Source organism: Serratia sp. AR11, assembly GCF_056376275.1.
On sequence record NZ_CM150739.1, the window covers coordinates 3,146,896 to 3,172,746 of the forward strand.

Sequence of the window (25,851 nt, forward strand, 5' to 3'; positions counted from 1 at the left end):
CATCATCCAGAAAAACAAATCCCAGATGAAAAATGACTGTATTCCGCCCATGGGTATCACATCGCGAGTGGCCGATATATTTTTGACATAATTTCTTGCTTTACCGATTTTATATTAACGGTAGATACGGAAGGAATACTTACGGAGAGTGGCGCCTAAGGGGACTGCCCGAAGCTGTACGGCTGCCCCCTTGGCTATCTATTAGTTATTAGGCACTTTGCACCAGCGGATCGACCAGCGCCAACGAGTTTTTCATGGCTTCGACCATTTCGCCGTCCACGCAATAATGGCTAAATTCATCAAACTCACTGTCTGAACACATGGTCACGCCGGCTTTGCGATAACGCATGGTCGAAGGCACTGCATGACCGGATGAGCTATGCAGCTCCTGAATACCGATATCGACAAATTTATGCAGATTGCTCAGGCGTACGCCGGCACCGGCCATAATTACCGGCCCCTGACTGGCCTGCAGCAGATCACGCAGCAAGGGTAAACCCAGCTCCGCATTTTGCTGCTGGCCGGAAGTCAGTATCCGCGCCACGCCCAACTGTGTTAGTTGACTGAGCGCCACCATCGGGTTCTGGCACATATCAAACGCGCGATGAAAGGTCACCGCCATATTGCCACTCAAGCGCATCACTTCACGCATGCGCGGCAGGTCGATATGCCCTTCTTCATCCAGCATGCCGACCACCACACCGGTAAAACCCATATCGCGGATCTGCGCAATATCATGCTTGATCACATCAAAATCCACCGCACCGTAGCAAAAATCCCCACCGCGTGGACGAATAATAGGATGCACCGGCACGCTGACTCTGTCGCGCGCCAGGCGTAATGAGCCGTAGCTGGGTGTCAAACCGCCCTCACTCGGGCTGGCGCACAATTCTATGCGATCGGCACCTGCCCGCTCAGCCGTCAGCGCGCAATCGACGCTATAGCAACAAACTTCCAGTTTTATCATTGTCACCCCCAGATGACGGCTAACCTGCGACGGCAATTGTTAATTTTTCAATTTATCTCTTAGGCTGATACATAGGTATCAACCTATACAGGGTAGTAACTATGGCATTCAATTTTGATCAATGGGTAGACCGTAGTCACAGTGACAGCGTTAAGTGGGATAAATATCGCGACCGCGACATTATTCCACTCTGGGTCGCTGATACTGACTTCCCGTCACCGCCGACCGTCATCGACGCATTACAGCAGCGCGTAGCGCATGCGGTATTCGGCTACAGTCATCCCTCACCCGAACTTATTGAGGTTTTTACCCGCCGCATGCTGGAACGTTACGGCTGGCGAATCAACCCCGAATGGCTGATTTTCCTGCCCGGTCTGGTTTGCGGTCTTAATTTATGCGTGCGTGCCTTTACCGCCGAAGGAGAAGGCACCCTGGCACCGTCACCCATTTATCCCCCGTTTCGCAAAGCGGCGAAATTCGCCGGACGCACCCAGTTGCCGGTGCCGTTGACGTTGCGCGACCATCGCTGGCTGTTGGATTTCAATGCCATTACCGGGCAGCTCAGCGGCAAAGAGAAATTACTGTTGTTGTGCAACCCGCAAAATCCGGGCGGTACGGTTTATCGCCGGCAGGAGTTACTGGAACACCATGAGTTTGCCCTGGCCTATGACCTGACAGTCTGTTCGGACGAAATTCATTGCGACCTGCTGCTTGAGCCCGGCTGTGAGCACATCCCCTTTGCCACCTTGAATGAAGATGCTGCCCAGCGCAGTATCACGCTGATGTCGCCGTCAAAAACCTTCAACATTGCCGGTCTTGGCGCCTCAATGGCGATTGTTCCCAACCCGCAGTTACGTCAGAAGCTGGCCCGTGCTCGCAGCGGCATCGTGCCAGAGGTGGACGTACTGGCGCTGGTTGCCGCCCAGGCCGCCTACCAGCATGGCCAAGACTGGCTGGACGCGCTGTTAAGTTACCTGCGCGCCAACCGTGATTTGGTGACCGAGCGTATTAATGCCATGCCCGGACTGTTGCTGCAGCCCATCGAAGCGACATATCTGGCCTGGATCGACTGCAGCCAACTGGCAGTCGATAACCCACACGCCTTTTTTGAACAGGCTGGCGTCGGGTTAAGTTCGGGGCTGGATTTTGGCAACCGCCATTTCGTCCGTTTGAATTTCGGTTGTCGGCGTGAACTACTGAGTCAGGCGCTGGATCGCATGATGCTGGCGACCCAGGCGCTGATGCCAAATTAGGCTTGCTCGCTGGCGACGATTTCCCGGATGGAATAAGGATGAAATTTGATAGTCACAGTCCCGTCGGTAATCGCCAGCGTCGGATTAGGCAAACGCTCGCCCTCGCCCTGCGGTGAACTCTGTTTCAATTTAATCCCAGGTGCCAACAACGCTTCATCAGGCAAATGACTCAACGCCCGCGCATACAAGGTGGCCGGTTCGCCACTCAGCACCAGCTCCACATGTTCCCAGCCCTCGTGTGGATAACGTTTATCGCCGGGATAAGGCAGCTCCACGCAGTCGATCAACCATGGCCCAACCTTGAGCGGTTGCTGGAGATCAAACAAGCAAATAGGACGACCATTGATCATCGACTCTGACAGCAATGAGCCACACTGCAGCAACCCCTGCCGCCAGCGATCGGCCGTGGTGTTTTGATGGCAACGCACCGAGATATGATCCGCCGTAAACTGGGACAAATCCAAATGCAGCTTTTCGGCAAACCGGCTCAACGCCAGTTCAAAGCGGGGTAAATCCAGCGCTAAATCGTTAAGTTCGGCCATCGCCGGGAAAGTGGTCATAACGTCCTCGATACTGCGGAAAGCGGTTTTCAGGAGGTGTAATTTACACGTCTGAGGTGCTGCTAGCCACCCGGCTGACGCGGCAAGTTAATATTTTTTGCTCTCAAAAATCGCGACAAGATAAAGTGGCTATTCGCTGAACATAAAAAGCACGAAAGAATAATTTTCACGTTTTTTATTACACTGCGGATTTTACTTTTTCAGCCTTTAATTCCTGACAAAGGCTATGGCATAAGTTTATAGCTTTTTCTTATGACCAGAGCACTGAAGATATTGCTAACTTATTAAGCCAAATAATTCAGCGCTGTCAACATTCATAAATGCTTAAGAAATAGTTAATTCATACGTAGCAAAAAACGATTGGAAATGAATCCCCATACAAAAACAAACAGTAACAACCTGTTAACTAAAGACTTTACAATAAATCAAGCATGAGAATCTTCCTAAACACGAGTACGGTAATTGCTTGGAAATATCAATTGAGCTACTTTAGTGAAAATTGAGTCAGAGATAATCACTTATGTTCCTTTTAATAGTTTCTTTGCTATTGGTAGTTATTGCTGCCTATGCGATATATCGTCATTTTAAATCACGTCGCAATAACACGCTGGATGCCGGCCGCCGAAACAAAAAGCACTAGTTCTGCTGATTCCATTTTATCCCATCCATGTTTTTCTCGTATGCCGTTCACTCTGCCACCGCAACTCATTGCAGGCGGGCATTAATGAACCAAGACTTTCACCTAATCCTCCCGCGCCAACTGCTGACGTAACCCATCAAATCAGTTACAATTACAGGCTGTTTTGTGGTGGGCCGCCGTGTTGACGCGCAGCCAAAAAAACCACCTTTGAATCCCGCAGGGGCATGGCATACGGCCCCTCGTTCGTCATTAAGGTAACCCGGTGAATATTCAGGTTCTTCTTTCAGATAAAGTCAGCCAGGCGCTGATTGCCGCAGGCGCGCCAGCCGATTGCGAAGCGCAGGTCCGTCAATCAGCAAAAGCACAGTTCGGTGATTATCAAGCCAATGGCGTGATGTCCGTCGCCAAAAAACTCGGCATGCCGCCGCGCCAGCTGGCGGAAAAAGTGGTGCAACTGCTTGACCTCGGCGACGTCGCCAGCAAAGTGGAAATCGCCGGCCCCGGCTTTATCAATATTTTCCTGAACAGCCAATGGGTTGCCCAGCAAGCCGATCGCGTGCTGAGCGCGCCAAAACTGGATATTGCACCAGTCAAGCAACAGACCATCGTTATTGACTACTCTGCCCCCAACGTGGCGAAAGAAATGCACGTCGGTCACCTGCGCTCCACCATTATCGGTGACGCCGCCGCACGTACCCAGGAGTTCCTGGGCCACAAGGTGATCCGCGCTAACCACGTTGGCGACTGGGGCACCCAGTTCGGCATGTTAATCGCCTATCTGGAAAAAATGCAGAACGAGAACGCCAGCGATATGGATTTGTCCGACCTGGAACAGTTCTACCGCGAAGCGAAGAAACACTATGACGAAGACGCCGATTTTGCCGAGCGCGCTCGCGCCTATGTGGTGAAGTTGCAAGGCGGCGACCAGTACTGTCTGAAGATGTGGCGCAAGCTGGTCGACATTACCATGGCACAAAACCAGCTGACCTATAACCGTCTGAACGTCACCCTGACCGAAGACGACGTGATGGGTGAAAGCCTGTACAACGCGATGCTGCCGGGGATTGTTGCCGATCTCAAGGCCAAGGGTCTGGCGGTGGAAAGCGAAGGTGCCACCGTGGTATTCCTCGATGAATACAAGAATAAAGACGGCGAGCCGATGGGCGTCATCATCCAGAAAAAGGATGGCGGCTACCTGTACACCACTACCGATATTGCCTGTGCCAAATACCGTTATGAAACGCTGGGCGCCGATCGTGTGCTGTATTACATCGACTCGCGTCAGCACCAGCACCTGATGCAGGCCTGGACCATCGTGCGTAAGGCCGGCTATATCCCGGACTCGCTGTCGCTGGAACACCACATGTTCGGCATGATGCTGGGTAAAGACGGCAAGCCGTTCAAAACCCGCTCAGGCGGCACGGTGAAACTGTCCGATCTGCTGGATGAAGCGGTGGATCGCGCCGGCAAACTGATCGCCGAGAAAAACCCGGATATGCCGGCAGAAGAAATGCAAAGCCTGGCCAATGCCGTTGGCATCGGTGCGGTGAAATACGCCGACCTGTCAAAAAGCCGGACTACCGATTACATCTTCGACTGGGATAACATGCTGGCGTTTGAAGGCAATACCGCACCTTATATGCAGTATGCCTATACCCGCGTTGCCTCGGTGTTCAAACGCGCCGGTGTCGATGAAAGCAACCTGACCCTGCCACTGGTGATGACCGAAGAGCGTGAAATCACGCTGGCAACCCGTCTGCTGCAGTTTGAAGAAGTGATCACCACAGTGGCGCGTGAAGGCACCCCACACGTGATGTGTAGCTACCTGTATGATCTCGCGGGCCTGTTCTCCGGCTTCTACGAGCACTGCCAGATCCTCAATGCAGATAGCGAAGAAGCGCGTCAGAGCCGCCTGAAGCTGGCGCTGTTGACCGCCAAAACGTTGAAGGCCGGTCTGGACACGCTGGGCATCGAAACCGTCGAGCGTATGTAACCTCTCGGGTTGAATACGAAAAAGGGTCGCCACGGCGACCCTTTTTTATGCTTTGGCAACGGCAATATCCGTTTATGCCACCCGGCGTGCAAAGTCGCGTGGCCGGAAGCCCAAGCCAGCCAATACGCCAAAGTAAGCCACCACGCCGGTGACCACCACGACCGCCAACCGCAACAGGCGCTCCAGCATATTGCCCTGATCCCAGGCAGGCATTAGCCACATCACACCGACCAGCACCACCGACATCACCATCACCGCAATCACCAGCTTGGTCAGGAACATCGCCCAACCCGGTTGCGGGTGGAAAATCTTCTGCTTACGCAACTGCCAGTACAACAGCGAAGCGTTAAGGCAGGCCCCGAGACCAATCGACAGCGAAAGCCCGGCATGTTTCAGCGGGCCGATAAACATCAGGTTCATCACCTGGGTCAAAATCAGCGTGATAATGGCAATTTTAACCGGTGTTTTAATATCCTGACGCGAATAGAACCCTGGCGCCAACACCTTCACCACGATCAACCCCATCAGCCCGACCGAATAGGCCACCAGCGCACGCTGAGTCATGGCGGCATCAAAGGCACTGAACTTGCCATACTGGAACAACGAAACGGTCAGCGGCTTGGCCAGGATCCCCAGTGCGATAGCACTCGGCAGCGCCAGCAGGAAGCACAGACGCAGCCCCCAGTCCATCAGTCGGGAATATTCGTCGTGGTTACCGCTGGAGAAACTTTTCGCCAGCGACGGCAACAAAATGGTGCCCAATGCCACACCCAACACCCCGGAAGGGAACTCCATCAGACGGTCGGCATAGTACATCCAGGAAACCGATCCCGAGACCAGAAACGAGGCGAAAATGGTATTGATAATCAGTGAAATCTGGCTAACCGAAACGCCAAAAATCGCCGGCCCCATCTGACGCATCACGCGCCATACGCCGGCATCACCAAGCTTGATGCGCGGCAGCACCAGCATGCCAATCTTCTTCAAATGCGGCAGTTGATAACCCAGTTGCAGTACCCCACCGACCACCACCGCCCAGGCCAGCGCCATCACCGGTGGATTGAAGTAAGGCGCGGCAAACAGCGCAAAACCGATCATGCTGACGTTCAGCAAGGTTGGCGCGAACGCCGGGATTGAAAAACGGTTCCAGGTATTGAGGATCGAGCCGACCAGCGAGGCCAGCGAAATCAGCAGAATGTAGGGAAAGGTCACGCGGAGCAGCGACGACGTCAGAGCAAACTTGTCCGGTGAATCGGCAAAACCCGGTGCGGTAATATAGATAACCCAGGGGGCGGCCAGCATCCCCAACACCGTGACCAACGCCAGTATCAGCGTTAACAGACCAGAAACGTATGAGATAAAGGTACGCGTCGCCTCTTCACCCTGCTGGCTTTTATATTCGGCCAGGATCGGCACAAAGGCTTGAGAAAATGCGCCCTCGGCAAAAATACGCCGCAGCAGGTTGGGCAGTTTGAACGCCACGAAAAAGGCATCTGTTGCCATTCCGGCGCCAAACACCCGCGCCACGATAGCGTCACGGGCAAAGCCCAGCACCCGCGAAAACATCGTCATAGAGCTGACGGCGGCCAACGATTTTAGTAGGTTCATGTGGTTTTTCTGATGTGCCCTGTAAATGTCGACGCCTGCATCAGCAGGCGTCAGTAAAACTATCGGCTAAGTTTACCCATCCGCGGCAGAATAGCTACCGCCATATGTTACATGGGGTTACCTTATAAACCGGCATCGCGCAGCAGTTTTTCAATCACCCTTTGAGCAGCAATTGCCTGCTCTCCGGCGGTTTCCGGCACCGTCTGGTTGCTGACACAAGCAAGGAAATGGCGGATTGCACCGTCAAAACCGCGCTGTGCCAGGGTGGTCTGCCAGCCTGGCGTCGGTTGCTCCAGCACGCCTTGTGAGTCTTCTCGCAGCCACTGGCGCATATCGCTCAGCTGATAGACCGCGCCGTCGGTGACTGCCTGCACGCTTTCGCGCTGGCTGCCGGCCCGGCGATGCATACTGGTCGTCACCAGCGTTTCGCCGCACTCAAAATGATGCTCGGCATACATCAACTCACCGGCCGCCGTAGCTCGCAGGCTACCGCTGAGTAATTTCCCCTCATCGCCGCCCAGCCACAGCGCGGTATCCACCACGTGCAGATAATCGTCCAGCAGGGTAAAGCGCAGGTTGTTTGGCCCGACGCTGTCGGCGCGGTGTTTGTCCATACGAAGCGATGCCGGTTGCTGCATCTGTTGCTTCAACTGAAGATATAACGGCGCAAAGCGACGGTTAAAACCCACCATCAGCGTTTTGCCCTGCTTTTCAGCCAGCGCGATTAACTGCTCGCCTTGTTCAACCGTCTCCGCCAACGGCTTGTCGACATAGACGTGAACGCCGTAGCGCAGTAATTCGCCGATCACCTGAAAATGGCTGGCGGTACTGCTGTGGACGAAAACGGCATCGCATTGCTGAGCCAAAGTATCCAGCCCCGAAAAACAGGCCATCCGATAGCTGTCGCAAATCGGCTGCGCCTTTTGCTGATTGGGAGAAAAGCCGCCGACCAGCGTCCAGTCCGCCGCCTGACTGAGGAGCGGCAAATAGGCTTTTTGCGCAATGCCGCCCAGCCCCACGACGCCAACGCGTAATTTAGTCATGCGTCCCCCGCTCCAATAATGCCTGCAGTTGTTGTTTAAGCTGCGCGACTTCGTTTTCCAGTACGCTCACGCGCTGGCTCAATTCAGCGTCATTTTCCAATGCGGCTTCTGCCGGTGCCTCGTCAATCTGGCCGCAGAACAAATGCATAAATCGGCTTTCACGTTTGCCTGGCTCACGTGCCAAACGCACCACAAAAGGCCCATCCTCACGGGCGCTCAGATTCGTCAGCACCTGCTCGACTTCGCTGACATCACTGAACTCATGCATGCGGTTGGTGCGGGTGCGCAGTTCACCGGGGGTTTGCGCGCCACGAAGCAACAGGGTGGCAACCACCGCTACCTCGGCAGCAGACAGTTTTAGCTGACCGAACTCCGAATTACAGAAGCGGTGCTCATATTTGACCACTCGATTGCCGAAGCCGCTGAGAGTGCGCAGAAAATGCTTCTTTAGCAACAGGTCGAGAATTTGCTGCACTTCACTTTCCGTCAGTTCCATCACCGGCTCGCGGTTGGTTTTCTGGTTGCAGGCAAGCTGGATGCCATTGAGAGAAAGGGGATACTGGTCCGGGGTAGTGACCTGCTTTTCCAGCAGGCAGCCAATCACCCTGGCTTCTTTAGCGCTTAATTCATATTTCATTTTCTGGCCTCAGCGTGGCGGTAGCCATTCTTTATTGGTTAATGCCGTCAGTACGTGATCCTGCCACTGCCCGTCGATCAGCAGATAGTCCTTGGCATAACCTTCACGTTCAAATCCCAGGCGAGTCAACAACGCGCCGCTGCGCTGATTGTGCGGCATATAGTTGGCCATAATGCGATGCATTCGCTGCTGACGCAGCATATAGCGGATTGCGGACTGCAGCGCTTCATACATCAGCCCCTGCCCCTGCCATTTTTCGGCCAATGAATAACCGAGGAAACAGGCATGGAAAGAACCGCGCAGCACATTGCTGAAGTTCGCCACGCCCTGCACTTCATGTTCTTCCGGATCGAGCAGGATAAAATAGTAGGCGCTGCCCTGCTTTTGCATTTCGGTGATCATCCCCAGCCGTGCCTGCCAGCCGGAAGGATAACAATGGCTTTCATCCCGGACCGGTTCCCAGGGCTTAAGAAAGGCTCGGTTTTCGGCATAGTATTCCGCCAGCCGGTAGGCGTCGCGTTCATGAACTAAACGGACAACCAGCCGGTCGGTGGTGAGGCGTACTTTTGGTGATGCAGAGCGATAGCCAAACATCATTTCCCCCGCGGTCAGAACGGTTCGATAAGAAGTATTTATTGGGCGCACGTCTGGATATTCATCCTGCGACGAACCTATCCTGGGCCATTATTTTTTAAACACCGGCGCAGAACCGCACTTACCCTCATTTAATATAACCGTAGCCTGCCCCGGAGGTAAAATCCCGGCAGCTCAGTAAATAAGCGATTAACCATTTTACGGCTATTTTCGTGCTGTTTTGCCGTGCAGGTAACGTATTGACGATAAAAAAATATTATCTTCCTCGCCCCTATCGGCAATCCGGGAATGGGTACAAACTAGAGCGGTCGCACTCCTCTCCCCCTTAATTGCTCGTGGTGAAGCATGTCTCTGGTATCGCAAGCTCGGAGCTTGGGTAAGTATTTTCTATTACTCGATAACCTGTTAGTGGTTTTAGGCTTTTTTGTAGTCTTTCCACTTATTTCGATTCGCTTTGTCGATCAACTTGGCTGGGCGGCCGTGGTGGTCGGTGCCGCACTGGGTTTACGGCAATTAATCCAACAGGGATTGGGCATTTTTGGCGGAGCAATCGCCGACCGATTTGGTGCCAAACCGATGATTGTCACCGGCATGCTGATGCGCGCGGCCGGTTTCGCCACCATGGCAATGGCCGATCAGCCCTGGCTGCTGTGGTTCTCCTGCGCCCTTTCCGCCCTCGGTGGCACCTTGTTTGACCCACCGCGCACCGCGCTGGTGATTAAGCTCACCCGTCCGCATGAGCGCGGCCGTTTTTACTCTCTGTTAATGATGCAGGACAGTGCCGGGGCGGTGATTGGCGCCCTGATCGGCAGTTGGTTGCTGCAATATGATTTCCACTTCGTTTGCTGGGTCGGCGCGGGCATTTTCGTGTTGGCCGCGGGCTGGAACGCCTGGCTGCTGCCGGCATACCGTATTTCTACCGTCCGCACCCCAATGAAGGAAGGCATGATGCGCGTACTGCGCGACCGCCGTTTCCTGACCTACGTGCTGACGCTGACCGGCTACTACATGCTGTCGGTACAGGTGATGCTGATGCTGCCGATCGTGGTCAATGAAATCGCCGGTTCACCCACGGCGGTAAAATGGATGTATGCCATCGAAGCCGCGCTGTCGCTGTCACTGCTGTATCCACTGGCTCGCTGGAGCGAAAAACGTTTTCGGCTGGAGCAACGCTTGATGGCCGGCTTGCTGCTGATGACCCTCAGCCTGATGCCGGTTGGGCTGGCAACCAGCCTGCAGGGCGTCTTTACCCTGATCTGCTGTTTCTATCTCGGTTCCATCATCGCCGAGCCTGCGCGTGAAACCCTCAGCGCCTCGCTGGCCGATCCCCGCGCACGCGGCAGTTACATGGGGTTCAGCCGCCTGGGGCTGGCATTGGGCGGCGCACTGGGTTACACCGGTGGCGGCTGGATGTACGACACCGGCCACTCGATGAACATGCCGGAACTGCCGTGGATACTGCTGGGTATCGTAGGCTTTATTACCCTGTTTGCACTTTACTGGCAGTTCAACCCGCGCAGCAGCGCACCGGCAGTTGCCCCCGGCGGCTAATTTTTTCTCTAAGTTGCCAGAAAATCAGCCGAATTTCCCATAGCTGCTATCCTGATAGTAAAAACATAAACAGGAGAAGTTGGCGATGACCGATGAATCAAAATTACCGCAGTTACTGGAGCACATGGTACTGAACCTGCGCATGCTGTACGCGCGCTCAACTCTGGTAGAAAAAGCACTGGCCCATATTATTGCTGGAAATGCCGACCTGAAAAGCGACATCATCAAACAGTTGCAGATAGTCAACGCCAGCAACGAACGGGATAAAATCGATCTGGAAGAGGCGCGTATCCACCTGATAGAAGTGATCAATTCCGTTCCAACCAAAAAATAACGCCTGCTTTGGCCCGCGTACTTTGCGCGGGCCATTCAACAATAACGCACCTTCCAACAAGAACTCTTCGCGACAGCCTCAGTATGCTGTGATAACTATTGCTGTTAAAACCTGACAACCGGAGCAAGCATGAAACTGTTTATCTACGATCATTGCCCATTCTGCGTTAAAGCCCGTATGATTTTTGGCCTGAAAAATCTGCCCGTCCGCCTGGTCACTCTGCTCAACGATGATGAAGCGACGCCGATCGGCATGATTGGCAAGAAAATGGCCCCCATTCTGCAAAAAGACGACGGCAGTTACCTGCCGGAAAGCATGGATATCGTGCATTACGTCGACCAACTCGACGGTAACCCCCTGCTGACCGGTAAAACCAACCCGGCGATCGCCGAATGGCTACAACGGGTCGGTAGCTACAGCCTCAATTTGCTGCTGCCACGCTTCGCCAACGCGGATTTCGAAGAGTTCGCCACAGCAGGAGCGCGCCAGTATTTTACCGACAAAAAGCAGGCTTCAATCGGTGACTTCTCCACGCACCTTGCCGACAGCGCCGATCTGATCGCACAACTGGAAGCCGATCTCCAGGTGCTTTCCGGGCTGATAGCCGCCCCTGATGCCGTGAACGGTACCCTGTCGGAGGACGATATTCACCTGTTCCCACTGCTGCGTTCGCTGTCGATCGTCGCCGGGCTTACGCTGCCGGATAACATCGAAGCCTATCGTAACCGGATGGCGCAGCGCAGTGATATTCCACTGCTGTTCGATATGGAACAGTGATCCCCCGCAATAAGGATATAGCGCGCAAATGTTGAAAATGGTGCTGGTTACCGCCCGCGATCGGGCGAGGCTGAAAGAAATATCCGCGGTGCTGATCCGCTACGGCCTACAGGATGTCATTCGCCTGCTGGGCCTGAGCACCCTGCTAAGCGGCGGTGAAGGCGGCGGTGAACCGCAAGATAACCAAACCTTGCCACAACGCTTGCGTGCCGCACTGGAAGCGCTGGGGCCAACCTTTGTCAAATTCGGCCAGATCCTGGCTACCCGCTCAGACCTGTTGGACTCGAGCTGGACCGACGAACTGGATCGCCTGCACAGCCAGGCGACAACCCTGGCCTGGAGCGAACTGGCGCCGCAGATTACCGCCGATTTGGGGGGTGACCCACACCACCTGTTCGCCGAGTTTGATCAAGCCCCACTGGCCGCCGCATCGATGGCACAGATTTATCGCGCCCGTTTGCACAGCGGTGAAGCCGTGGTGATCAAGGTATTACGCCCCGGTCTGGCAAAAACCATTCACGCCGATTTGCGCCTGCTGGCCTATCTGGCGGAAACCGTGGAACAACAAAGCCCGGCGCTGGCCCGCTATCGGCCACGTCAGATGGTACGAGCGCTGGCAACCGCGCTTAATCATGAGCTGGACCTGACTCACGAAGGCAATAACTGCGAACGGGTGGCTCAGCAATTTGCTCAACAGCCCGAAGTAGTGATACCGAAAATTTACTGGCAATGGTCGTCAAAACGCCTGCTGGTGCAGGAGTTTCTGCCCGGCATCGCGCCGGAAAATCCACAGCAATTGGCAACCGCCGGTTTTGATGGCCCACTTCTGGCACAGCGCGGCGCACAGGCCTTTATGAAAATGGTGCTGGAGCACCGGCTTTATCACGCCGATCCGCACCCGGGTAATCTGATGGCGTTAGCGGATAATCGCGTCGGCTTTATCGATTTCGGTATGGTCGGCCAACTTTCCGAACGGCGGCGCAATCAGTTACTGCTGTTGCTGCAGGCGATTGCCGAGCGGGAGTCCGGCGGTATCGTCAATACCTTGATCGCCTGGTCGGACAGCGATCCTTTGGATCTGCTGGATTTGGAACTGGCGGCGCAAAACTTTCTCGATAAGCAGGCTTCGGCAACCCTGACGCTGGGTAAGGCATTGACCGATCTGCTGGTGATGGCGCGTGAACATCAGTTGGCGCTGCCACCGGATCTGGTGTTGCTGTTCAAGGCGTTAATCACCGCAGACGGCGTGTTGCACCGGTTGGATCCCAATTTCGACATCATCGCCACCCTGAAACCCATGCTGCAACAGGTGATGCTGCAGCGTTACACCCCTGAGGCTGTGCGTCGGCGGATGCTGGCGCTAGGTGGTGAAGCGCTGGATGCGGGCGAAGAACTTCCGCAGACCCTGCGTCTGCTGATGCGCCGACTAAAACGCGGGCAAATCAGCGCCGATATCAACCTCAAGAACATCAGTCAGTTAAGCAAAGCGCTGGAACGTTCTGCCGTCACGCTGGCCATTGCCATAGTGACCGCCGCCTTCACGCTGGGCCTGGCGCCCTATCTGATGCAATCCTCGGTGCGGTTGTGGGGCATTCCGCTGTTTCCGGCACTGGGCGGGTTAGCCTGTCTGGGGGGAGTATTGTTGCTGGCATTGCGTTTGCGGCGCTGAACAGTTTCGGCGTTATCCGATAGGTCGTGACAAGTTTTCCGCGCATTATCAATATTATCCCATGTTTCGGAAGGGCCGCGGTATACTGCGGCCATGTCAATCGGGGCAGATAGCTACGCCCCCAACACGTGAGTACTTATGAAAAAGATCCTAATGGGTGTGGCAGCCCTGGCATTTGTTGGCGCATTGGTCGGCTGCAACCAACTGACCCAATACACACTTAGCGAGCAGGAAGTGAACGACTACCTGCAAAAGCATAACGATTACCAGAAGCAGATCGGCGTGCCGGGATTACTGGACGCCAATATCGTGCTGACGCAGTTGCAGAGCCAAATCGGCCGCAGTGAACCTGGCAAGGTCACCCTTTCCGGCGATGCGAAAGTGAACATTACCTCGATCCTTGGCCCGCAGACAGCGGATCTGAAGCTGACGCTGAAGGCACAGCCGGTCTATGACCGCGAGCAAGGTGCGGTATTCCTGAAGGATATGGAATTGACCGACTATAGCGTGCAGCCAGAGAAAATGCAGACGGTGATGAAGGCGCTGACGCCTTACCTGAACCAGTCGCTGAAATCCTACTTCGACCAAAAACCGGCCTACGTGCTGAACCCGGATAACAGTAAAACCGAGGCGATGGCCAAGAAACTGGCGAAAGGACTGGAAGTGAAACCGGGTGAATTAGTGATCCCGTTCACCGACTAAGGCCGACGGTTTAAAACAAAAAGCCCGCTGATAAGGCGGGCTGAGTCTTTTCAGTTGGGCAAGCTATACGCAACACCGCCTGAAATTTATGTAATTACTGTGGTTCGCTGTAGGTGATCTTACCGGCGTTACAGTCCAGGATCACATGATAGGTTTTATCCTGTTTGGTGCCGCGAACCGTCAAAGGGACCTGCCAGACGGCATCTTTACCGGTAATGGCTTCCGGGCTGATCCAGGCGATCGGGGTGGCCGTGCCCAGCAGTTTTTTATCCGATTCCCAGCGTGTGATACGGTTTTGCAGAAAATCGCGTTTCACCTGAGCGGCAACGTCTGCCGGTTGCAGACCCGCGCATTGCGCGACTTTGGCGCTACGTTGCTCCTGCGCCTGCACCGAGGTGGTTAACCCCGCCATGGCCAACAGCGCTACCGCCAAACTCAGTCCCGTTGTTTTCATATTCCCTCCAGTTGTGATTAACGCTATCCGCAGGCATTGGCCCTTGGCTCACAACTGGCCTGGCGACAGATCAGCGTTTGGCGAAGGTGATGACAAACAGCTCATCCAGCCCCGGATAGATTTCCTTGATCACCTGCTTCAGTTCGCTGAGTGACATGTTTTCCTGCCGGGCATGCTGCTCGGTTAACCCGTCCAGGCGCACCGGCGTGACTGACAGCACTTCAATCTGGCAGAAAAAGACGTTGTCTTCATTGCGGCTAACGCGCAATACCTCACCGGGTTGAAAGTGGGATTCACTGGCATCCCGAATGGTAATGGTTTTGCGCCCGGCCAAAATATCTTGCTCAAAGCGGCTGAAGAAAGTTATTTCACGGCTCATTCTAGATCCTTTTTCATCACATTGCCGCAACATAAGTCATTATGCTGCCTGCTTTTCTGACGCAGATCCCTCTTTAGTGGTAGCGACAGGTTTTTCCGTTTTCACTTTGGCGGATTTCTTCGGCGCTTCTGTCGGCGCTGCGCCGCGCAGAATTTGCCCCAGCACGTCTTTATTCTCCGCCAGGAAGAAGCTCAGCCCTTCACGCTGCTCATCATCCAGGGTCAGGGGTGACTGCTGCAGCCATTCACCGAGGCTATCTGCCAGATCCAGCATTTTGTCGTAAGCGTCGGCTTCTTTCTTGGTTGCGAAAGTCATCTTTTCCTCACCGTTTCTCACCACCACATATTTAACTTCAACGGCCATGTGTGCATTCCTCAAAGGTTAGAATACTGTATTTTTATACAGTATAAGGTGATTTTACGCAGGGATGCAAGCGCACCCCTGACGCGACTTATTTCAACAACCGCACCTTGCAGTTCTTACCCTTGATTTTGCCCTGCTGAAGCTGTTGCAGTGCCTTGCGGGCGCTTTCCTTGCGGATCGCCACATAGGCATGTACCGGGAACATGTCGATCTTGCCCACTTCCGCCGCCGTCAGCCCGGCATCGCCGGTCAATGCGCCGAGAATGTCGCCTGGACGGATTTTGGCCTTGCGCCCACCGTCGATGCACAGGGTGACCATTTCGGCTTCCAGCGTGGTATTCCTCGCCCCGCTCAGCTCAGATACCGGTGCCCACTTAACCTTGGTTTGCAAATAGTCTTCAATGGCATGCGCGCGCGTCATTTCCTGCGGTGTACACAGGCTGATCGCCTTGCCGCTCAAACCGGCACGGCCGGTACGGCCAATGCGGTGAACGTGCACTTCCGGATCAAATGCCAGCTCGTAGTTGACTACCAGCTCCAGCTCTTTGATATCCAGGCCGCGTGCGGCAACGTCGGTTGCCACCAGCACCCGGCAACTGCGGTTGGCAAAACGCACCAGCACCTGGTCACGATCGCGTTGTTCCAGATCGCCATGTAGCGCCAGCACGTTGATGCCGCGAGACTCCAACGCTTCATACACGCTCTGACAGTCGCGCTTGGTGTTGCAGAACACCACGCAGGAAGAAGGTTGGTAATGGCGGATTGCCGACACCAGCACCGCCGGACGCTGATCGCGGGTGGTTTCATAGAAGCGTTGTTCGATGGTGGTTTGTTCTTCACCGTCGTCCACTTCCACATTTAACGGGCTGCGCTGCACGCGGGCGCTGATGCGTTCGATACCGCTCGGATAGGTTGCCGAGAACAGCAGCGTTTGGCGCTGCGGCGGCGTGTAACTGATCACGTCATCGATGTCATCGGCGAAACCCATATCCAACATGCGGTCAGCTTCGTCCAGCACCAGCACTTTCAGTTCATCCAGTACCAGCGTTTTCTTGCGCAGGTGTTCCTGAATGCGCCCCGGCGTCCCCACCACGATATGGGGCGCGTGCACCAGCGAGTCAAGCTGCGGCCCCATCGGCTGGCCGCCGCACAGGGTCAAAATTTTAATGTTCTGGGTGAAGCGCGCCAAACGGCGCAATTCTTTGCTCACCTGGTCAGCCAGCTCACGCGTCGGGCACAGGATCAGCGCCTGCGCGGCCACCTGGGCTACGTTAATTTTGTCCAGCAGACCGATGCCGAACGCCGCCGTTTTACCGCTGCCGGTTTTTGCTTTGGCACGTACGTCCTGCCCATTCAGGATGGCGGGCAGTGCGGCGGCCTGCACCGGTGTCATTTCGGCATACCCCAGTTCGTTGAGGTTGGCCAACTGTTCGGCTGGCAGCGGCAGGGAAGAAAAAGATACTGTGCTCACGGCGATAACTCTTTATGGCAAATGGAATGGCGGCGCGCTCAGGGCAGCACCGAATCAGCCGCAGATGATAACAGAGATAGGGTGGATTACGGATTTCACGCATAAAAAAAGCCGCCAACTGCGGCTTTTGGCCACCACATCGGCAGTTCAATAGCCTCCGGCTGCATACGCAAACGTTTTCGTATATACTGCCGGGCCATTATCCGACCGCATTACACTCCACAGATCCAGGTACGAGACTATGTTAACTATTGGAACCGCCCTGCGCCCGTCCGCCACCCGCGTTATGTTGCTCGGCTCCGGCGAGCTGGGTAAAGAAGTTGCTATCGAATGCCAGCGTTTGGGCCTCGAAGTGATCGCCGTAGATCGCTATGCTGATGCCCCTGCCATGCATGTGGCGCACCGCAGCCACGTGATTAACATGCTCGATGACAACGCGCTTAAAGCCGTGATTGAGCAGGAACGTCCTGATTATATCGTGCCGGAGATCGAGGCCATCGCCACCAGCATGCTGGTTGAACTGGAACAGCAAGGACACCGCGTGGTGCCCTGCGCCGAGGCAACGCGCCTGACGATGAACCGCGAAGGCATCCGCCGTCTGGCGGCGGAAACCCTTGGCCTGCCAACCTCCAGTTACCGTTTTGCCGACGGCGAAACCGCTTTCCGCCAGGCGGTCGACGAAATTGGCTACCCGTGCATTATCAAGCCGGTGATGAGCTCTTCCGGCAAAGGCCAGAGCCTGATCCGCAGCCCGGACCAGCTGAAAACCGCCTGGGATTATGCCCAGCAAGGCGGTCGTGCCGGTGGTGGCCGGGTGATTGTTGAAGGGCTGGTAAAATTTGATTTTGAAATCACCCTGCTGACCATCAGCGCTGTCGACGGTGTGCATTTCTGTGCGCCGATCGGCCATCGCCAGGAGGACGGCGATTACCGCGAATCGTGGCAACCGCAGCAGATGAGTGACCTGGCGCTAAGCCGCGCACAGGCGATTGCAGAAAATGTGGTGAAGGCGCTGGGCGGTTTTGGCCTGTTCGGCGTTGAATTGTTTGTTTGTGGCGATGAAGTGATCTTCAGCGAGGTTTCACCGCGCCCGCACGATACCGGCATGGTGACTCTGATTTCACAAGATCTGTCCGAATTTGCGCTACACGTTCGCGCTTTCCTCGGTCTGCCGATTGGCGCCATTCGCCAGTTTGGCCCTTCTGCTTCGGCGGTGATCCTGCCACAGTTAATCAGCAGTGACCTGCGCTTTAGTGGGCTGGATCGCGCGCTGGTCGGCCACAATCAACTGCGTTTGTTCGGCAAGCCGGAAATTAACGGTCAACGTCGGATGGGGGTCGCGCTGGCTACGGCAGAAAATGTAGCGCTGGCGGTGGAATCGGCCAAACGGGCCGCAGCTGCGGTGGTGATTGAAGGTTAATGCTTTGGGGCCGGTTTGCCGGCCCCGACAACATCAATAGTTTTCGTCTTCTTCCGAGTCGTCATCAGCCTGGTCATCCGGCCGTTCCTGATACTCTTCATCGTCGTCTTCGTCATCAAACATGACGCTAACCTGATCACCCTGATGTTTTTCGCGGATTTCCTGCGCGACGCGCGCGATGGCTTCACCACTGCTCATGCCTTGTTCCATCAACAGATGGATACGATCTGCAGCTTCCTGCTGCTCTAGATGACTCAGTGACGGCATACCTGCAAGCATGTGTTTCTCTCCGGCAAAATGGAGGCTGAGTATACGCCTTAAACCGACGGATCCCAACGTCTGTTATTCGGCCGCCGGCAGTGAACAAGGATCGCCATGTCGCCACTGCTTCAGGCGGTGAAGCCAGAGAATAACGTGCCATCCCTGTTTGAGGCCGCGCGCGTTATCAACCATCGCCCGATCGATGCCAAGCTGAAAGAACTCATCGGTGATACGGCACTGGGCCGCCAGCTCTGGCTCACGACGGATGCTGTGGCAAATGCCCAAGGCTTCACGGGTAATCTGCCAGTGGAAAGCCGGGCGGATGGCAATTTTATCGGCATAACGCCGATTCAACGCCACCAGCATGGCTACAATTTTCATGTAATGGCGCTGATACTCGACATTTGCCTTGCCCGTACGGCGGCGGTTACTGATCGACTGGCCGTGCACCCGTTGGCGATACAGCGCTTTGCCAAGGTATTTCACCCGCTGTGCATTAAACATCACTTCAGTAGTCCAGGGAATATCCTGATGGTGCAAACCCGGTTCGAAATACAACCGGTGCTGCTTAATAAAATCAAGACGATATACCGCCAGCCAGACCACATGAATAAACTTTCTTGATTCTAACGCACGCTCCAGCCATTGCACGCCGCTAATAACATCGGTATCACCTAATCGCTTTAGCGGAATAATCGGCTGCAATTCATCCTGGTCGGTGAAATAACGTTCACCGTTACACTGCATGACATCCAATTGGTTTTGTTCGGCTAATTCAATCAGCGTTGAATACATTTCCGGTGCCAGTAAGTCATCGGCATCGGGGAATGCCACATATTTCCCCCTGGCAACCGCCAACCCGGCATTACGGGCGCAGGACACCCCCGCATTATGCTGATCAATCACGGTAATATGCGTGTGTTGCTGCGCATAGCGGTGGGCGATATCACCAGAGCCGTCGGTGGAACCATCATTAACGATGATCACTTCCAACCGACGTTCGTTCTGGGCCAGCAGTGATGCCAGAAACGGCTCAAACAGTTCGCCCACGTTGTGCAACGGGACAATAACACTCAGCATTAGGGGCATAGGCAGCTCTTCGCAAAAAGTAACGAATGAATATTTCTATTTTTTAAAAATATCAGGGTGCAATTAAATAAGGCATTGGCCCATCGACTCTGCCGGGGCACAAATGTGTCTTGTTATCATTTATATTTTAAGATCTGCGCTTTCACAGACGAGTGATAACAAGCAAAAACAATAACCGAATGAAACTAATAATGAAGTTTAGAATTTGAAAACATCGAGTCCGAGAATTATCTCAACCCTTCACTGGTGTAGTTTTTAACATATTGGATTATAGTCAAAGTCGCAAAAAATGCTTCATTTGCAAAAATGTTTAATCATCGTTTATACGGAGTGTGCTTATGCGCCTGATGCCAGAGCATGCGTCAGCCGGTTGAATATGGCAGAATAGCCGTCAGAAACCGCCGCCCCGTTAGTCAGGTTTATTGAGGCCCATGAGCGCAACCGCACCGAATATAAAGTCTTTACCCTACACCCGCACTGCCCTGCTGGAGCTGTTTGCCCCACTGGCCTCACAGCCTTGGGCGATGTTGCTACATTCCGGTTTTGCCGAACACTCACATAACCGTTTCGATATTCTGGTGGCGCAACCCTGTGCAACCCTGAGCACTCGTGGCCCCATTACCGAGATCCGTCGCGGTGAAGAGCATTGGACGTCGCCGGAAGATCCTTTCCACCTGATACAACAGCAGCTGGAACAGCTGAACCTGCACCCGCAGGTGGATGCCTGCTTGCCGTTCCAGGGCGGCGCCCTCGGGTTGTTCGGTTACGATTTGGGTCGTCGGGTAGAAAAACTGCCTCAATGGGCACAGGCAGATATCACGCTGCCGGATATGGCGATCGGTATTTACGACTGGGCGGTGATAGCCGATCACCACCGACAGACGCTGACGTTACTCAGCTATGGTGATGGGGAACAGCGCTGGCAGTGGCTCCGCAATCAGCAGCCTGCGCCAGAGTCGGCATTTGCCCTGACCAGCCCCTGGCAGGCCAATATGACGCGACGGCAGTACGGTGAAAAGTTCCAGCGTATTCAGCATTACCTGCGCAGTGGCGACTGTTATCAAATCAATCTGGCGCAACGTTTTGCTGCCGATTATCAGGGCGATGAATGGCAAGCCTTTCAGCAATTGAGCGCCAGCAATCGCGCACCCTTCTCTGCCTTCCTGCGTCTGCCGGAAAACGCCGTGCTGAGCGTTTCACCCGAGCGCTTTTTGTGGCTGGAAAACCAACATATTCAAACCCGCCCGATCAAAGGTACCCTGCCGCGGCTGGCCGATGCCGATCAGGATGCGCAGCAGGCACAACGCTTGGCAAACTCCAGCAAAGACCGTGCGGAGAACCTGATGATTGTCGATTTACTGCGCAATGATATCGGCCGAGTTGCCGAACCGGGCAGCGTGCAGGTTCCCGAACTGTTTGTGGTCGAACCCTTCCCGGCGGTACACCACCTGGTCAGCACCATCACCGCCACCCTGCCGCAACACACTCCGGCGACCGAACTGCTGCGCGCCTGCTTCCCGGGCGGTTCCATTACCGGGGCGCCCAAGGTGCGAGCGATGGAAATTATTGAAGAGCTGGAGCCGCAGCGACGAAACGCCTACTGCGGCAGCATCGGGTATATCAGTGCCTGCGGCACCATGGACACCAACATCACTATCCGCACCCTGATCACCGAAAACGGCCGCATTTACTGCTCTGCCGGGGGCGGTATCGTTGCCGACAGCCAGGAACAGGCGGAATATCAGGAAACCTTTGATAAAGTCGGCCGCATCCTGCCGCAACTGGGGGAGTTTATCGCTTCATGAACCCACCGACCTATCCCACCTCGCTGGCAGCCTTTATCAGCCGCTTTCAGCTGCAACTGCCGCAGGCATCGCAGATTTCGCATAACGTTCGGCCCGCAGCGGTGCTGATCCCGATTATCTGCCGCCCCGAACCTACCCTGTTGTTGACCCGCCGCGCCGACTCACTGCGCAAACATCCGGGCCAGGTGGCATTTCCGGGGGGTAAAACCGATGCTGAAGACGCCTCGGCGATTATCACCGCCCTGCGTGAAGCTCAGGAGGAAGTGGCTATTCCACCTCAGGCCGTGACCATTCTGGGTCAACTGGCCCCCCTAGACAGCAGCACCGGTTTTCAGGTGACCCCGGTGGTTGGCTTGATCTCACCCGACGTGCAATTTTTCGCCAATGAAGACGAAGTGGCCGAGGTTTTTGAAATGCCGCTGCACGAAGCGCTGACGCTTTCGCGCTATTATCCGTTGGATATTCACCGCGCCGGTCATTCACACCGCATTTATCTGTCCTGGTATCAGAGCCAATTTGTCTGGGGAATGACCGCCGCCATCATTCGACGGCTGGCACAGCAGGTCAGCATTTAACGCCAATAATGTGATGCCCATCACAAGCCAAACGGTTACCTGCGCAACAGGCGTGGGTAAAGCGATCGGCATCACTTCATTGGTTTGCTTTTTAAACTACCTTTCTGGCTATCAGAGTTTTAAAAAAACTGTAAACCCTCTCTTCAACCTTACGAAATACCTGTAAAATACCGCAGTCCGGAATAAACCACTATTTCAGCAGGGTTTAAGCCGGCCGCGTTCAGCAGCGGAAGCTGGCGCGATTGCCATTAACCGAGTTTAGGCAACGGATGTTCCACGAACGGCCGAATGCCTGCGGCAATCAGTAAAAAACTAACACCAAGGATTATTTAATTTCATGCGAAAAAGGCAGCCAAACCCGTGCGGCCCTTTTACAATATCGCTGTTCCCTGCTCGGTTTTTAACCGCTGCAGCCATAACAATATGCCTCTAAGGAGTTTTAGCGTGATTAGCGTTTTCGACATGTTTAAGATCGGCATCGGCCCGTCCAGCTCTCATACGGTTGGACCGATGAAAGCCGGCAAACAGTTTGTCGACGATCTGGTAAATCAAGGCCTGATGCCTTCTATCACGCGTGTTGCCGTAGATGTTTACGGCTCACTCTCATTGACCGGTAAAGGTCACCATACCGATATCGCTATCATCCTCGGCCTGGCGGGCAATATGCCCGACACCGTTGATATCGATAGCATCCCGGGCTTTATTCGCGATGTAGAACAACGTCAACGCCTGATGCTGGCCAACGGTTCGCATGAGGTTGATTTCCCGCGTGACGGCGGCATGGTTTTCCGCAGCGACAATTTGCCGCTGCATGAGAACGGCATGCAGATCCACGCCTTCGCCGGGGATAAACAAGTTTACAGCAAGACTTACTACTCACTCGGCGGCGGTTTTATCGTCGACGAAGAGAACTTCGGTAAAGCCGACGCACACGAGCTGAGCGTCCCTTATCCGTTCAGTTTTGCCCGTGATATTCTCGCCCACTGCCGTGATACCGGACTGTCGTTTTCTGGCCTGGTGATGCAGAACGAACTGGCGCTGCACAGCAAGCAGGATATCGAGACCTACTTCGGCAACATTTGGCAAACCATGCGCGCCTGTATCGATCGTGGCCTGAATACCGAGGGCGTACTGCCGGGGCCACTGCGTGTGCCACGCCGTGCCTCCGCGCTGCGTCGTATGCTGGTGTCTTCCGACAAACTGTCCAACGATCCAATGAACGTGATTGACTGGGTCAACATGTTCGCATTGGCGGTCAACGAAGAGAACGCGGCCGGCGGCCGAGTCGTCACCGCACCGACCAACGGCGCCTGTGGCATCGTCCCTGCCGTACTGGCTTACTATGACCACTTTATTGAATCCGTCAGCCCGGATATTTATATCCGTTACTTTATGGCTGCGGGCGCAGTAGGCGCATTGTACAAGATGAACGCCTCTATCTCCGGCGCCGAAGTGGGTTGTCAGGGTGAAGTGGGCGTGGCCTGTTCAATGGCCGCGGCCGGCCTGGCCGAACTGCTGGGCGCCAGCCCGGAGCAGGTTTGCATCGCGGCAGAGATCGGCATGGAACACAACCTGGGGCTGACCTGTGACCCGGTTGCCGGTCAGGTTCAGGTTCCTTGCATTGAACGTAACGCCATTGCTTCCGTGAAGGCGATCAACTCGGCGCGTATGGCATTGCGTCGTACCAGTGAACCACGTGTCTCGCTGGATAAGGTCATCGAAACCATGTACGAAACAGGTAAAGACATGAACGCCAAATATCGCGAAACTTCTCGCGGCGGTCTGGCGATCAAAGTGCAGTGTGACTGACCCTCTAACCCCGCCTTCCGGCGGGGTTTTTCTTCCTGCCCCTGAGTCAGTCAAATCATTGCCTCTTTTTAGTGACAACGTCACATCCGCTATTCAAAACCCTATCCCACAGTTAACCGGCAATTTAGCCCTCTGTTTCGCCAAATTTAAATAATTTATTGGGTTAACATCACTCTTGTATAACGACAGGCTAGAATTAGCCAAGTATCATTCAGGGCAGTTTGGCCTGACGGTGATTCAGGGCTGGCTTACCGAACAAGGATTTAGCGATGTTGATGACCCAACTTGCCGTGAGCAAATACCGCTATTACCGTTGGCTACTGGCCGGGGCGGTCGGGTTGGCTATTCTGCTGTTATCGCTCTACACCCGTTATTATCAAGAAATTGGCACTATTGAACAAAACCGGCAGGTGCTCGCGACCCGCACCGTCGCCAAGATTAACGATCTGCTGACACCGGCAATGCAACAGGCCGAGCGCTCCATGCCACTGCTGGACTCCACCTGCGAAGAGGTGATACCAACGCTGCGTTTTCGCGCTGCGCAAAACCAGGCTCTGCGGGCAATGCTGTTGGTTAAGGACGGGGTTATTTACTGTTCCAGCCTGTTTGGCACCCGTAAGTACCTTTTCAGCACTATTTTGCCCAGCGTAGCAAACGATGGCGCGAAGCTGGTATTGCGCCCTTCGCTCTCTGTCGCCAAAGGCGTGCCGACCCTGATCATGTGGACTCCCGCGCAGCCAGATAACAACAGTAACGGCGTGTTGCACGTGTTCAATATTGAGCTATTGGCGAACTTCCTGCTGGAACCTCAGGAACCCTACGCGCAGCGAGTGGTGCTGAACGTCGGCAACTACAGCCTGGAGTATGGTCGTCGGGAAATCTTGCGCAGCGATACCCTGACCACTGACCTGCGCTATACCGCAAAATCCGCTCGGTATCCGTTCTCTATTTCACTGTTCGGCCCGCAGGCCAGCATGCTGGCGCTGGCGGCGCTGCCACGCCATATCCCGCTGTCGTTGTTGATCAGTCTGCTGGCGGCCTATGTGGTGTATCTGCTCACCGCTAATCGCATGAGCCTGTCGTACCACATTGGTCATGCCATTTCCCACCGCGAATTCCGTGTTTACTGTCAGCCAATCATCAATGCTGAAACCGGCCGCTGTGTCGGGGTTGAAATGCTGCTGCGCTGGAAAAACAAACGACAGGGCTGGATCTCCCCCGACGTGTTTATCCCGCTGGCGGAACAGCATGGCTTGATCATCACCCTGACCCGTTACCTGATGAGCACCGTGGTGGAAAACCTGCAGTTGTTCCCGCCACGCCCGTCGTTTTATATCAGCATCAACGTCGCGGCCGAGCATTTCAACGGGGTGACCATTATCGATGATATCCGCCGTCTGTGGCTTCCTGCCCATCCTATGCCTTCGCTGATGCTTGAGTTGACCGAACGTACCGCCCTGTCGGAAATTCAGTATGAACAAATCAAAACGCTGAAGGAAATGGGCATCATGCTGGCTATCGACGACTTTGGCACTGGGCACAGTTCACTCAGTTACCTGAAAAAACTCAGCCCTGACGTGTTGAAAATCGACCGGGGTTTCACCGCCGCCATAGGTACCGATGCGATTAACGCCACCGTCACCGATACCATCATTACCCTGGCACATCGCCTGAAGCTGAAACTGGTGGCGGAAGGGGTAGAAACCGCCGAACAGGCGGATTATCTGCGTTCGCGCGAGGTGAACGCGTTGCAGGGGTTCTATTTCGCCAAACCGATGCCAATCAATGTATTCCCACTGTGGTTACAGCAGTATGAGTCGCGGTTGCGGGCGGTGAATCAGCGGGAGGAACGGCGGATGGAGCAGGAAAGCAAGCCGGAGGCGTGATGCCTCCGGCC

The 25,851-nt window shown here is 54.8% G+C and carries 24 protein-coding genes; 12 read left to right on the plus strand and 12 right to left on the minus strand.

Annotation, left to right across the window (positions count from 1 at the left end; all coding sequences use genetic code 11):
• Positions 1-208: 208 nt before the first annotated feature.
• Positions 209-967, minus strand: coding sequence for a copper homeostasis protein CutC (gene cutC, locus ACSOSI_RS14840; protein WP_476705681.1), 759 nt, complete (start codon positions 965-967; stop codon positions 209-211).
• A gap of 101 nt (positions 968-1,068) precedes the next feature.
• Here cutC and ACSOSI_RS14845 point away from each other — a divergent pair, with 101 nt between their 5' ends.
• On the plus strand, positions 1,069-2,220 hold the full coding sequence (locus tag ACSOSI_RS14845) for a MalY/PatB family protein (RefSeq protein ID WP_476705682.1): 1,152 nt from the start codon (positions 1,069-1,071) through the stop codon (positions 2,218-2,220).
• On the opposite strand, the gene ACSOSI_RS14850 is transcribed toward ACSOSI_RS14845, so the two are convergent.
• Entirely contained in the window at positions 2,217-2,780 is a 564-nt protein-coding gene (locus tag ACSOSI_RS14850) for a VOC family protein (RefSeq protein WP_012145514.1), read from the minus strand. The two genes, ACSOSI_RS14845 and ACSOSI_RS14850, sit on opposite strands and share 4 nt — an antisense overlap.
• 902 nt (positions 2,781-3,682) lie before the next feature.
• Here ACSOSI_RS14850 and argS point away from each other — a divergent pair.
• Positions 3,683-5,413 (plus strand): arginine--tRNA ligase, encoded by a 1,731-nt coding sequence (gene argS / locus ACSOSI_RS14855; RefSeq protein ID WP_476705683.1) that lies wholly within the window; start codon positions 3,683-3,685, stop codon positions 5,411-5,413.
• A 72-nt stretch (positions 5,414-5,485) separates the two neighbouring features.
• On the opposite strand, the gene murJ is transcribed toward argS, so the two are convergent.
• The 4 genes from murJ to rimJ all read right to left on the minus strand — a co-directional run bounded on the left by murJ (position 5,486) and on the right by rimJ (position 9,295).
• Complete coding sequence (gene murJ, locus ACSOSI_RS14860; RefSeq protein ID WP_012145516.1) at positions 5,486-7,021, minus strand: murein biosynthesis integral membrane protein MurJ; 1,536 nt, start codon at positions 7,019-7,021, stop codon at positions 5,486-5,488.
• A 122-nt stretch (positions 7,022-7,143) separates the two neighbouring features.
• On the minus strand, positions 7,144-8,064 hold the full coding sequence (locus ACSOSI_RS14865; RefSeq protein ID WP_476705684.1) for a Gfo/Idh/MocA family protein: 921 nt from the start codon (positions 8,062-8,064) through the stop codon (positions 7,144-7,146).
• On the minus strand, positions 8,057-8,701 hold the full coding sequence (locus ACSOSI_RS14870; protein WP_476705685.1) for a YceH family protein: 645 nt from the start codon (positions 8,699-8,701) through the stop codon (positions 8,057-8,059). The genes ACSOSI_RS14865 and ACSOSI_RS14870 overlap by 8 nt, the downstream gene beginning before the upstream one ends.
• 9 nt (positions 8,702-8,710) lie before the next feature.
• Positions 8,711-9,295, minus strand: a complete 585-nt coding sequence (rimJ, locus tag ACSOSI_RS14875; RefSeq protein WP_012145519.1) for a ribosomal protein S5-alanine N-acetyltransferase — start codon at positions 9,293-9,295, stop codon at positions 8,711-8,713.
• Between the two features lie 345 nt (positions 9,296-9,640).
• Between rimJ and mdtH the strand changes: the two genes are divergently transcribed.
• The 5 genes from mdtH to ACSOSI_RS14900 all read left to right on the plus strand — a co-directional run bounded on the left by mdtH (position 9,641) and on the right by ACSOSI_RS14900 (position 14,328).
• Entirely contained in the window at positions 9,641-10,846 is a 1,206-nt protein-coding gene (gene mdtH / locus ACSOSI_RS14880; RefSeq protein WP_012145520.1) for a multidrug efflux MFS transporter MdtH, read from the plus strand.
• Between the two features lie 85 nt (positions 10,847-10,931).
• Positions 10,932-11,180 (plus strand): hypothetical protein, encoded by a 249-nt coding sequence (locus ACSOSI_RS14885; protein ID WP_153860077.1) that lies wholly within the window; start codon positions 10,932-10,934, stop codon positions 11,178-11,180.
• Positions 11,181-11,309: 129 nt separating this feature from the next.
• On the plus strand, positions 11,310-11,957 hold the full coding sequence (grxB, locus tag ACSOSI_RS14890; RefSeq protein ID WP_261413642.1) for a glutaredoxin 2: 648 nt from the start codon (positions 11,310-11,312) through the stop codon (positions 11,955-11,957).
• A gap of 28 nt (positions 11,958-11,985) precedes the next feature.
• On the plus strand, positions 11,986-13,626 hold the full coding sequence (locus tag ACSOSI_RS14895; RefSeq protein WP_261098205.1) for an ABC1 kinase family protein: 1,641 nt from the start codon (positions 11,986-11,988) through the stop codon (positions 13,624-13,626).
• Positions 13,627-13,764: 138 nt separating this feature from the next.
• Positions 13,765-14,328 carry a lipoprotein gene (locus tag ACSOSI_RS14900; protein ID WP_012145524.1) on the plus strand — a complete coding sequence of 188 codons (564 nt, stop codon included), beginning with the start codon at positions 13,765-13,767 and terminating at the stop codon, positions 14,326-14,328.
• A gap of 94 nt (positions 14,329-14,422) precedes the next feature.
• Here ACSOSI_RS14900 and yebF read toward each other — a convergent pair whose 3' ends face one another.
• From yebF to dbpA, 4 genes are all read right to left on the minus strand, one after another.
• On the minus strand, positions 14,423-14,782 hold the full coding sequence (gene yebF, locus ACSOSI_RS14905) for a protein YebF (RefSeq protein ID WP_012145525.1): 360 nt from the start codon (positions 14,780-14,782) through the stop codon (positions 14,423-14,425).
• A gap of 70 nt (positions 14,783-14,852) precedes the next feature.
• The gene (gene yqfB / locus ACSOSI_RS14910; protein ID WP_017893103.1) at positions 14,853-15,161 is read right to left on the minus strand and encodes a N(4)-acetylcytidine aminohydrolase; all 309 of its coding nucleotides are present in this window, start codon (positions 15,159-15,161) and stop codon (positions 14,853-14,855) included.
• 39 nt (positions 15,162-15,200) lie between these two features.
• Positions 15,201-15,524, minus strand: a complete 324-nt coding sequence (locus ACSOSI_RS14915) for a YebG family protein (protein ID WP_012145527.1) — start codon at positions 15,522-15,524, stop codon at positions 15,201-15,203.
• A gap of 88 nt (positions 15,525-15,612) precedes the next feature.
• The gene (gene dbpA / locus ACSOSI_RS14920; protein ID WP_476705686.1) at positions 15,613-16,995 is read right to left on the minus strand and encodes an ATP-dependent RNA helicase DbpA; all 1,383 of its coding nucleotides are present in this window, start codon (positions 16,993-16,995) and stop codon (positions 15,613-15,615) included.
• 241 nt (positions 16,996-17,236) lie between these two features.
• On the opposite strand from dbpA, the gene purT reads away from it, so the two are divergent.
• Complete coding sequence (gene purT / locus ACSOSI_RS14925; RefSeq protein WP_476705687.1) at positions 17,237-18,415, plus strand: formate-dependent phosphoribosylglycinamide formyltransferase; 1,179 nt, start codon at positions 17,237-17,239, stop codon at positions 18,413-18,415.
• 33 nt (positions 18,416-18,448) lie between these two features.
• On the opposite strand, the gene ACSOSI_RS14930 is transcribed toward purT, so the two are convergent.
• On the minus strand, positions 18,449-18,694 hold the full coding sequence (locus tag ACSOSI_RS14930; protein ID WP_012145530.1) for a YoaH family protein: 246 nt from the start codon (positions 18,692-18,694) through the stop codon (positions 18,449-18,451).
• Between the two features lie 63 nt (positions 18,695-18,757).
• Positions 18,758-19,765 carry a glycosyltransferase gene (locus ACSOSI_RS14935; RefSeq protein ID WP_476705688.1) on the minus strand — a complete coding sequence of 336 codons (1,008 nt, stop codon included), beginning with the start codon at positions 19,763-19,765 and terminating at the stop codon, positions 18,758-18,760.
• A gap of 431 nt (positions 19,766-20,196) precedes the next feature.
• Between ACSOSI_RS14935 and pabB the strand changes: the two genes are divergently transcribed.
• The 4 genes from pabB (at position 20,197) to ACSOSI_RS14955 (ending at position 25,840) form a co-directional block, all read left to right on the plus strand.
• Positions 20,197-21,570: an aminodeoxychorismate synthase component 1 gene (gene pabB, locus ACSOSI_RS14940; protein ID WP_476705689.1), complete on the plus strand. Its 1,374-nt coding sequence runs from the start codon at positions 20,197-20,199 to the stop codon at positions 21,568-21,570.
• Positions 21,567-22,145, plus strand: a complete 579-nt coding sequence (locus tag ACSOSI_RS14945; protein ID WP_012145533.1) for a CoA pyrophosphatase — start codon at positions 21,567-21,569, stop codon at positions 22,143-22,145. The genes pabB and ACSOSI_RS14945 overlap by 4 nt, the downstream gene beginning before the upstream one ends.
• A 444-nt stretch (positions 22,146-22,589) precedes the next feature.
• Complete coding sequence (gene sdaA / locus ACSOSI_RS14950) at positions 22,590-23,954, plus strand: L-serine ammonia-lyase (RefSeq protein WP_017893109.1); 1,365 nt, start codon at positions 22,590-22,592, stop codon at positions 23,952-23,954.
• Between the two features lie 269 nt (positions 23,955-24,223).
• Positions 24,224-25,840 carry an EAL domain-containing protein gene (locus ACSOSI_RS14955; RefSeq protein ID WP_476705690.1) on the plus strand — a complete coding sequence of 539 codons (1,617 nt, stop codon included), beginning with the start codon at positions 24,224-24,226 and terminating at the stop codon, positions 25,838-25,840.
• Positions 25,841-25,851 lie beyond the last annotated feature (11 nt).

Coding starts and splice junctions, on each gene's coding strand:
- ACSOSI_RS14845 (WP_476705682.1), top strand. CDS start 1,069: ATGGCATTCAATTTTGATCAATGGGTAGACCGTAGTCACAGTGACAGC.
- ACSOSI_RS14865 (WP_476705684.1), bottom strand. CDS start 8,064: ATGACTAAATTACGCGTTGGCGTCGTGGGGCTGGGCGGCATTGCGCAA.
- ACSOSI_RS14915 (WP_012145527.1), bottom strand. CDS start 15,524: ATGGCCGTTGAAGTTAAATATGTGGTGGTGAGAAACGGTGAGGAAAAG.
- ACSOSI_RS14850 (WP_012145514.1), bottom strand. CDS start 2,780: ATGACCACTTTCCCGGCGATGGCCGAACTTAACGATTTAGCGCTGGAT.
- ACSOSI_RS14935 (WP_476705688.1), bottom strand. CDS start 19,765: ATGCCCCTAATGCTGAGTGTTATTGTCCCGTTGCACAACGTGGGCGAA.
- ACSOSI_RS14900 (WP_012145524.1), top strand. CDS start 13,765: ATGAAAAAGATCCTAATGGGTGTGGCAGCCCTGGCATTTGTTGGCGCA.
- pabB (WP_476705689.1), top strand. CDS start 20,197: ATGAGCGCAACCGCACCGAATATAAAGTCTTTACCCTACACCCGCACT.
- ACSOSI_RS14870 (WP_476705685.1), bottom strand. CDS start 8,701: ATGAAATATGAATTAAGCGCTAAAGAAGCCAGGGTGATTGGCTGCCTG.
- ACSOSI_RS14895 (WP_261098205.1), top strand. CDS start 11,986: ATGTTGAAAATGGTGCTGGTTACCGCCCGCGATCGGGCGAGGCTGAAA.
- mdtH (WP_012145520.1), top strand. CDS start 9,641: ATGTCTCTGGTATCGCAAGCTCGGAGCTTGGGTAAGTATTTTCTATTA.
- grxB (WP_261413642.1), top strand. CDS start 11,310: ATGAAACTGTTTATCTACGATCATTGCCCATTCTGCGTTAAAGCCCGT.
- yqfB (WP_017893103.1), bottom strand. CDS start 15,161: ATGAGCCGTGAAATAACTTTCTTCAGCCGCTTTGAGCAAGATATTTTG.
- yebF (WP_012145525.1), bottom strand. CDS start 14,782: ATGAAAACAACGGGACTGAGTTTGGCGGTAGCGCTGTTGGCCATGGCG.
- ACSOSI_RS14885 (WP_153860077.1), top strand. CDS start 10,932: ATGACCGATGAATCAAAATTACCGCAGTTACTGGAGCACATGGTACTG.
- ACSOSI_RS14930 (WP_012145530.1), bottom strand. CDS start 18,694: ATGCTTGCAGGTATGCCGTCACTGAGTCATCTAGAGCAGCAGGAAGCT.
- murJ (WP_012145516.1), bottom strand. CDS start 7,021: ATGAACCTACTAAAATCGTTGGCCGCCGTCAGCTCTATGACGATGTTT.
- purT (WP_476705687.1), top strand. CDS start 17,237: ATGTTAACTATTGGAACCGCCCTGCGCCCGTCCGCCACCCGCGTTATG.
- rimJ (WP_012145519.1), bottom strand. CDS start 9,295: ATGTTTGGCTATCGCTCTGCATCACCAAAAGTACGCCTCACCACCGAC.
- ACSOSI_RS14955 (WP_476705690.1), top strand. CDS start 24,224: ATGTTGATGACCCAACTTGCCGTGAGCAAATACCGCTATTACCGTTGG.
- ACSOSI_RS14945 (WP_012145533.1), top strand. CDS start 21,567: ATGAACCCACCGACCTATCCCACCTCGCTGGCAGCCTTTATCAGCCGC.
- cutC (WP_476705681.1), bottom strand. CDS start 967: ATGATAAAACTGGAAGTTTGTTGCTATAGCGTCGATTGCGCGCTGACG.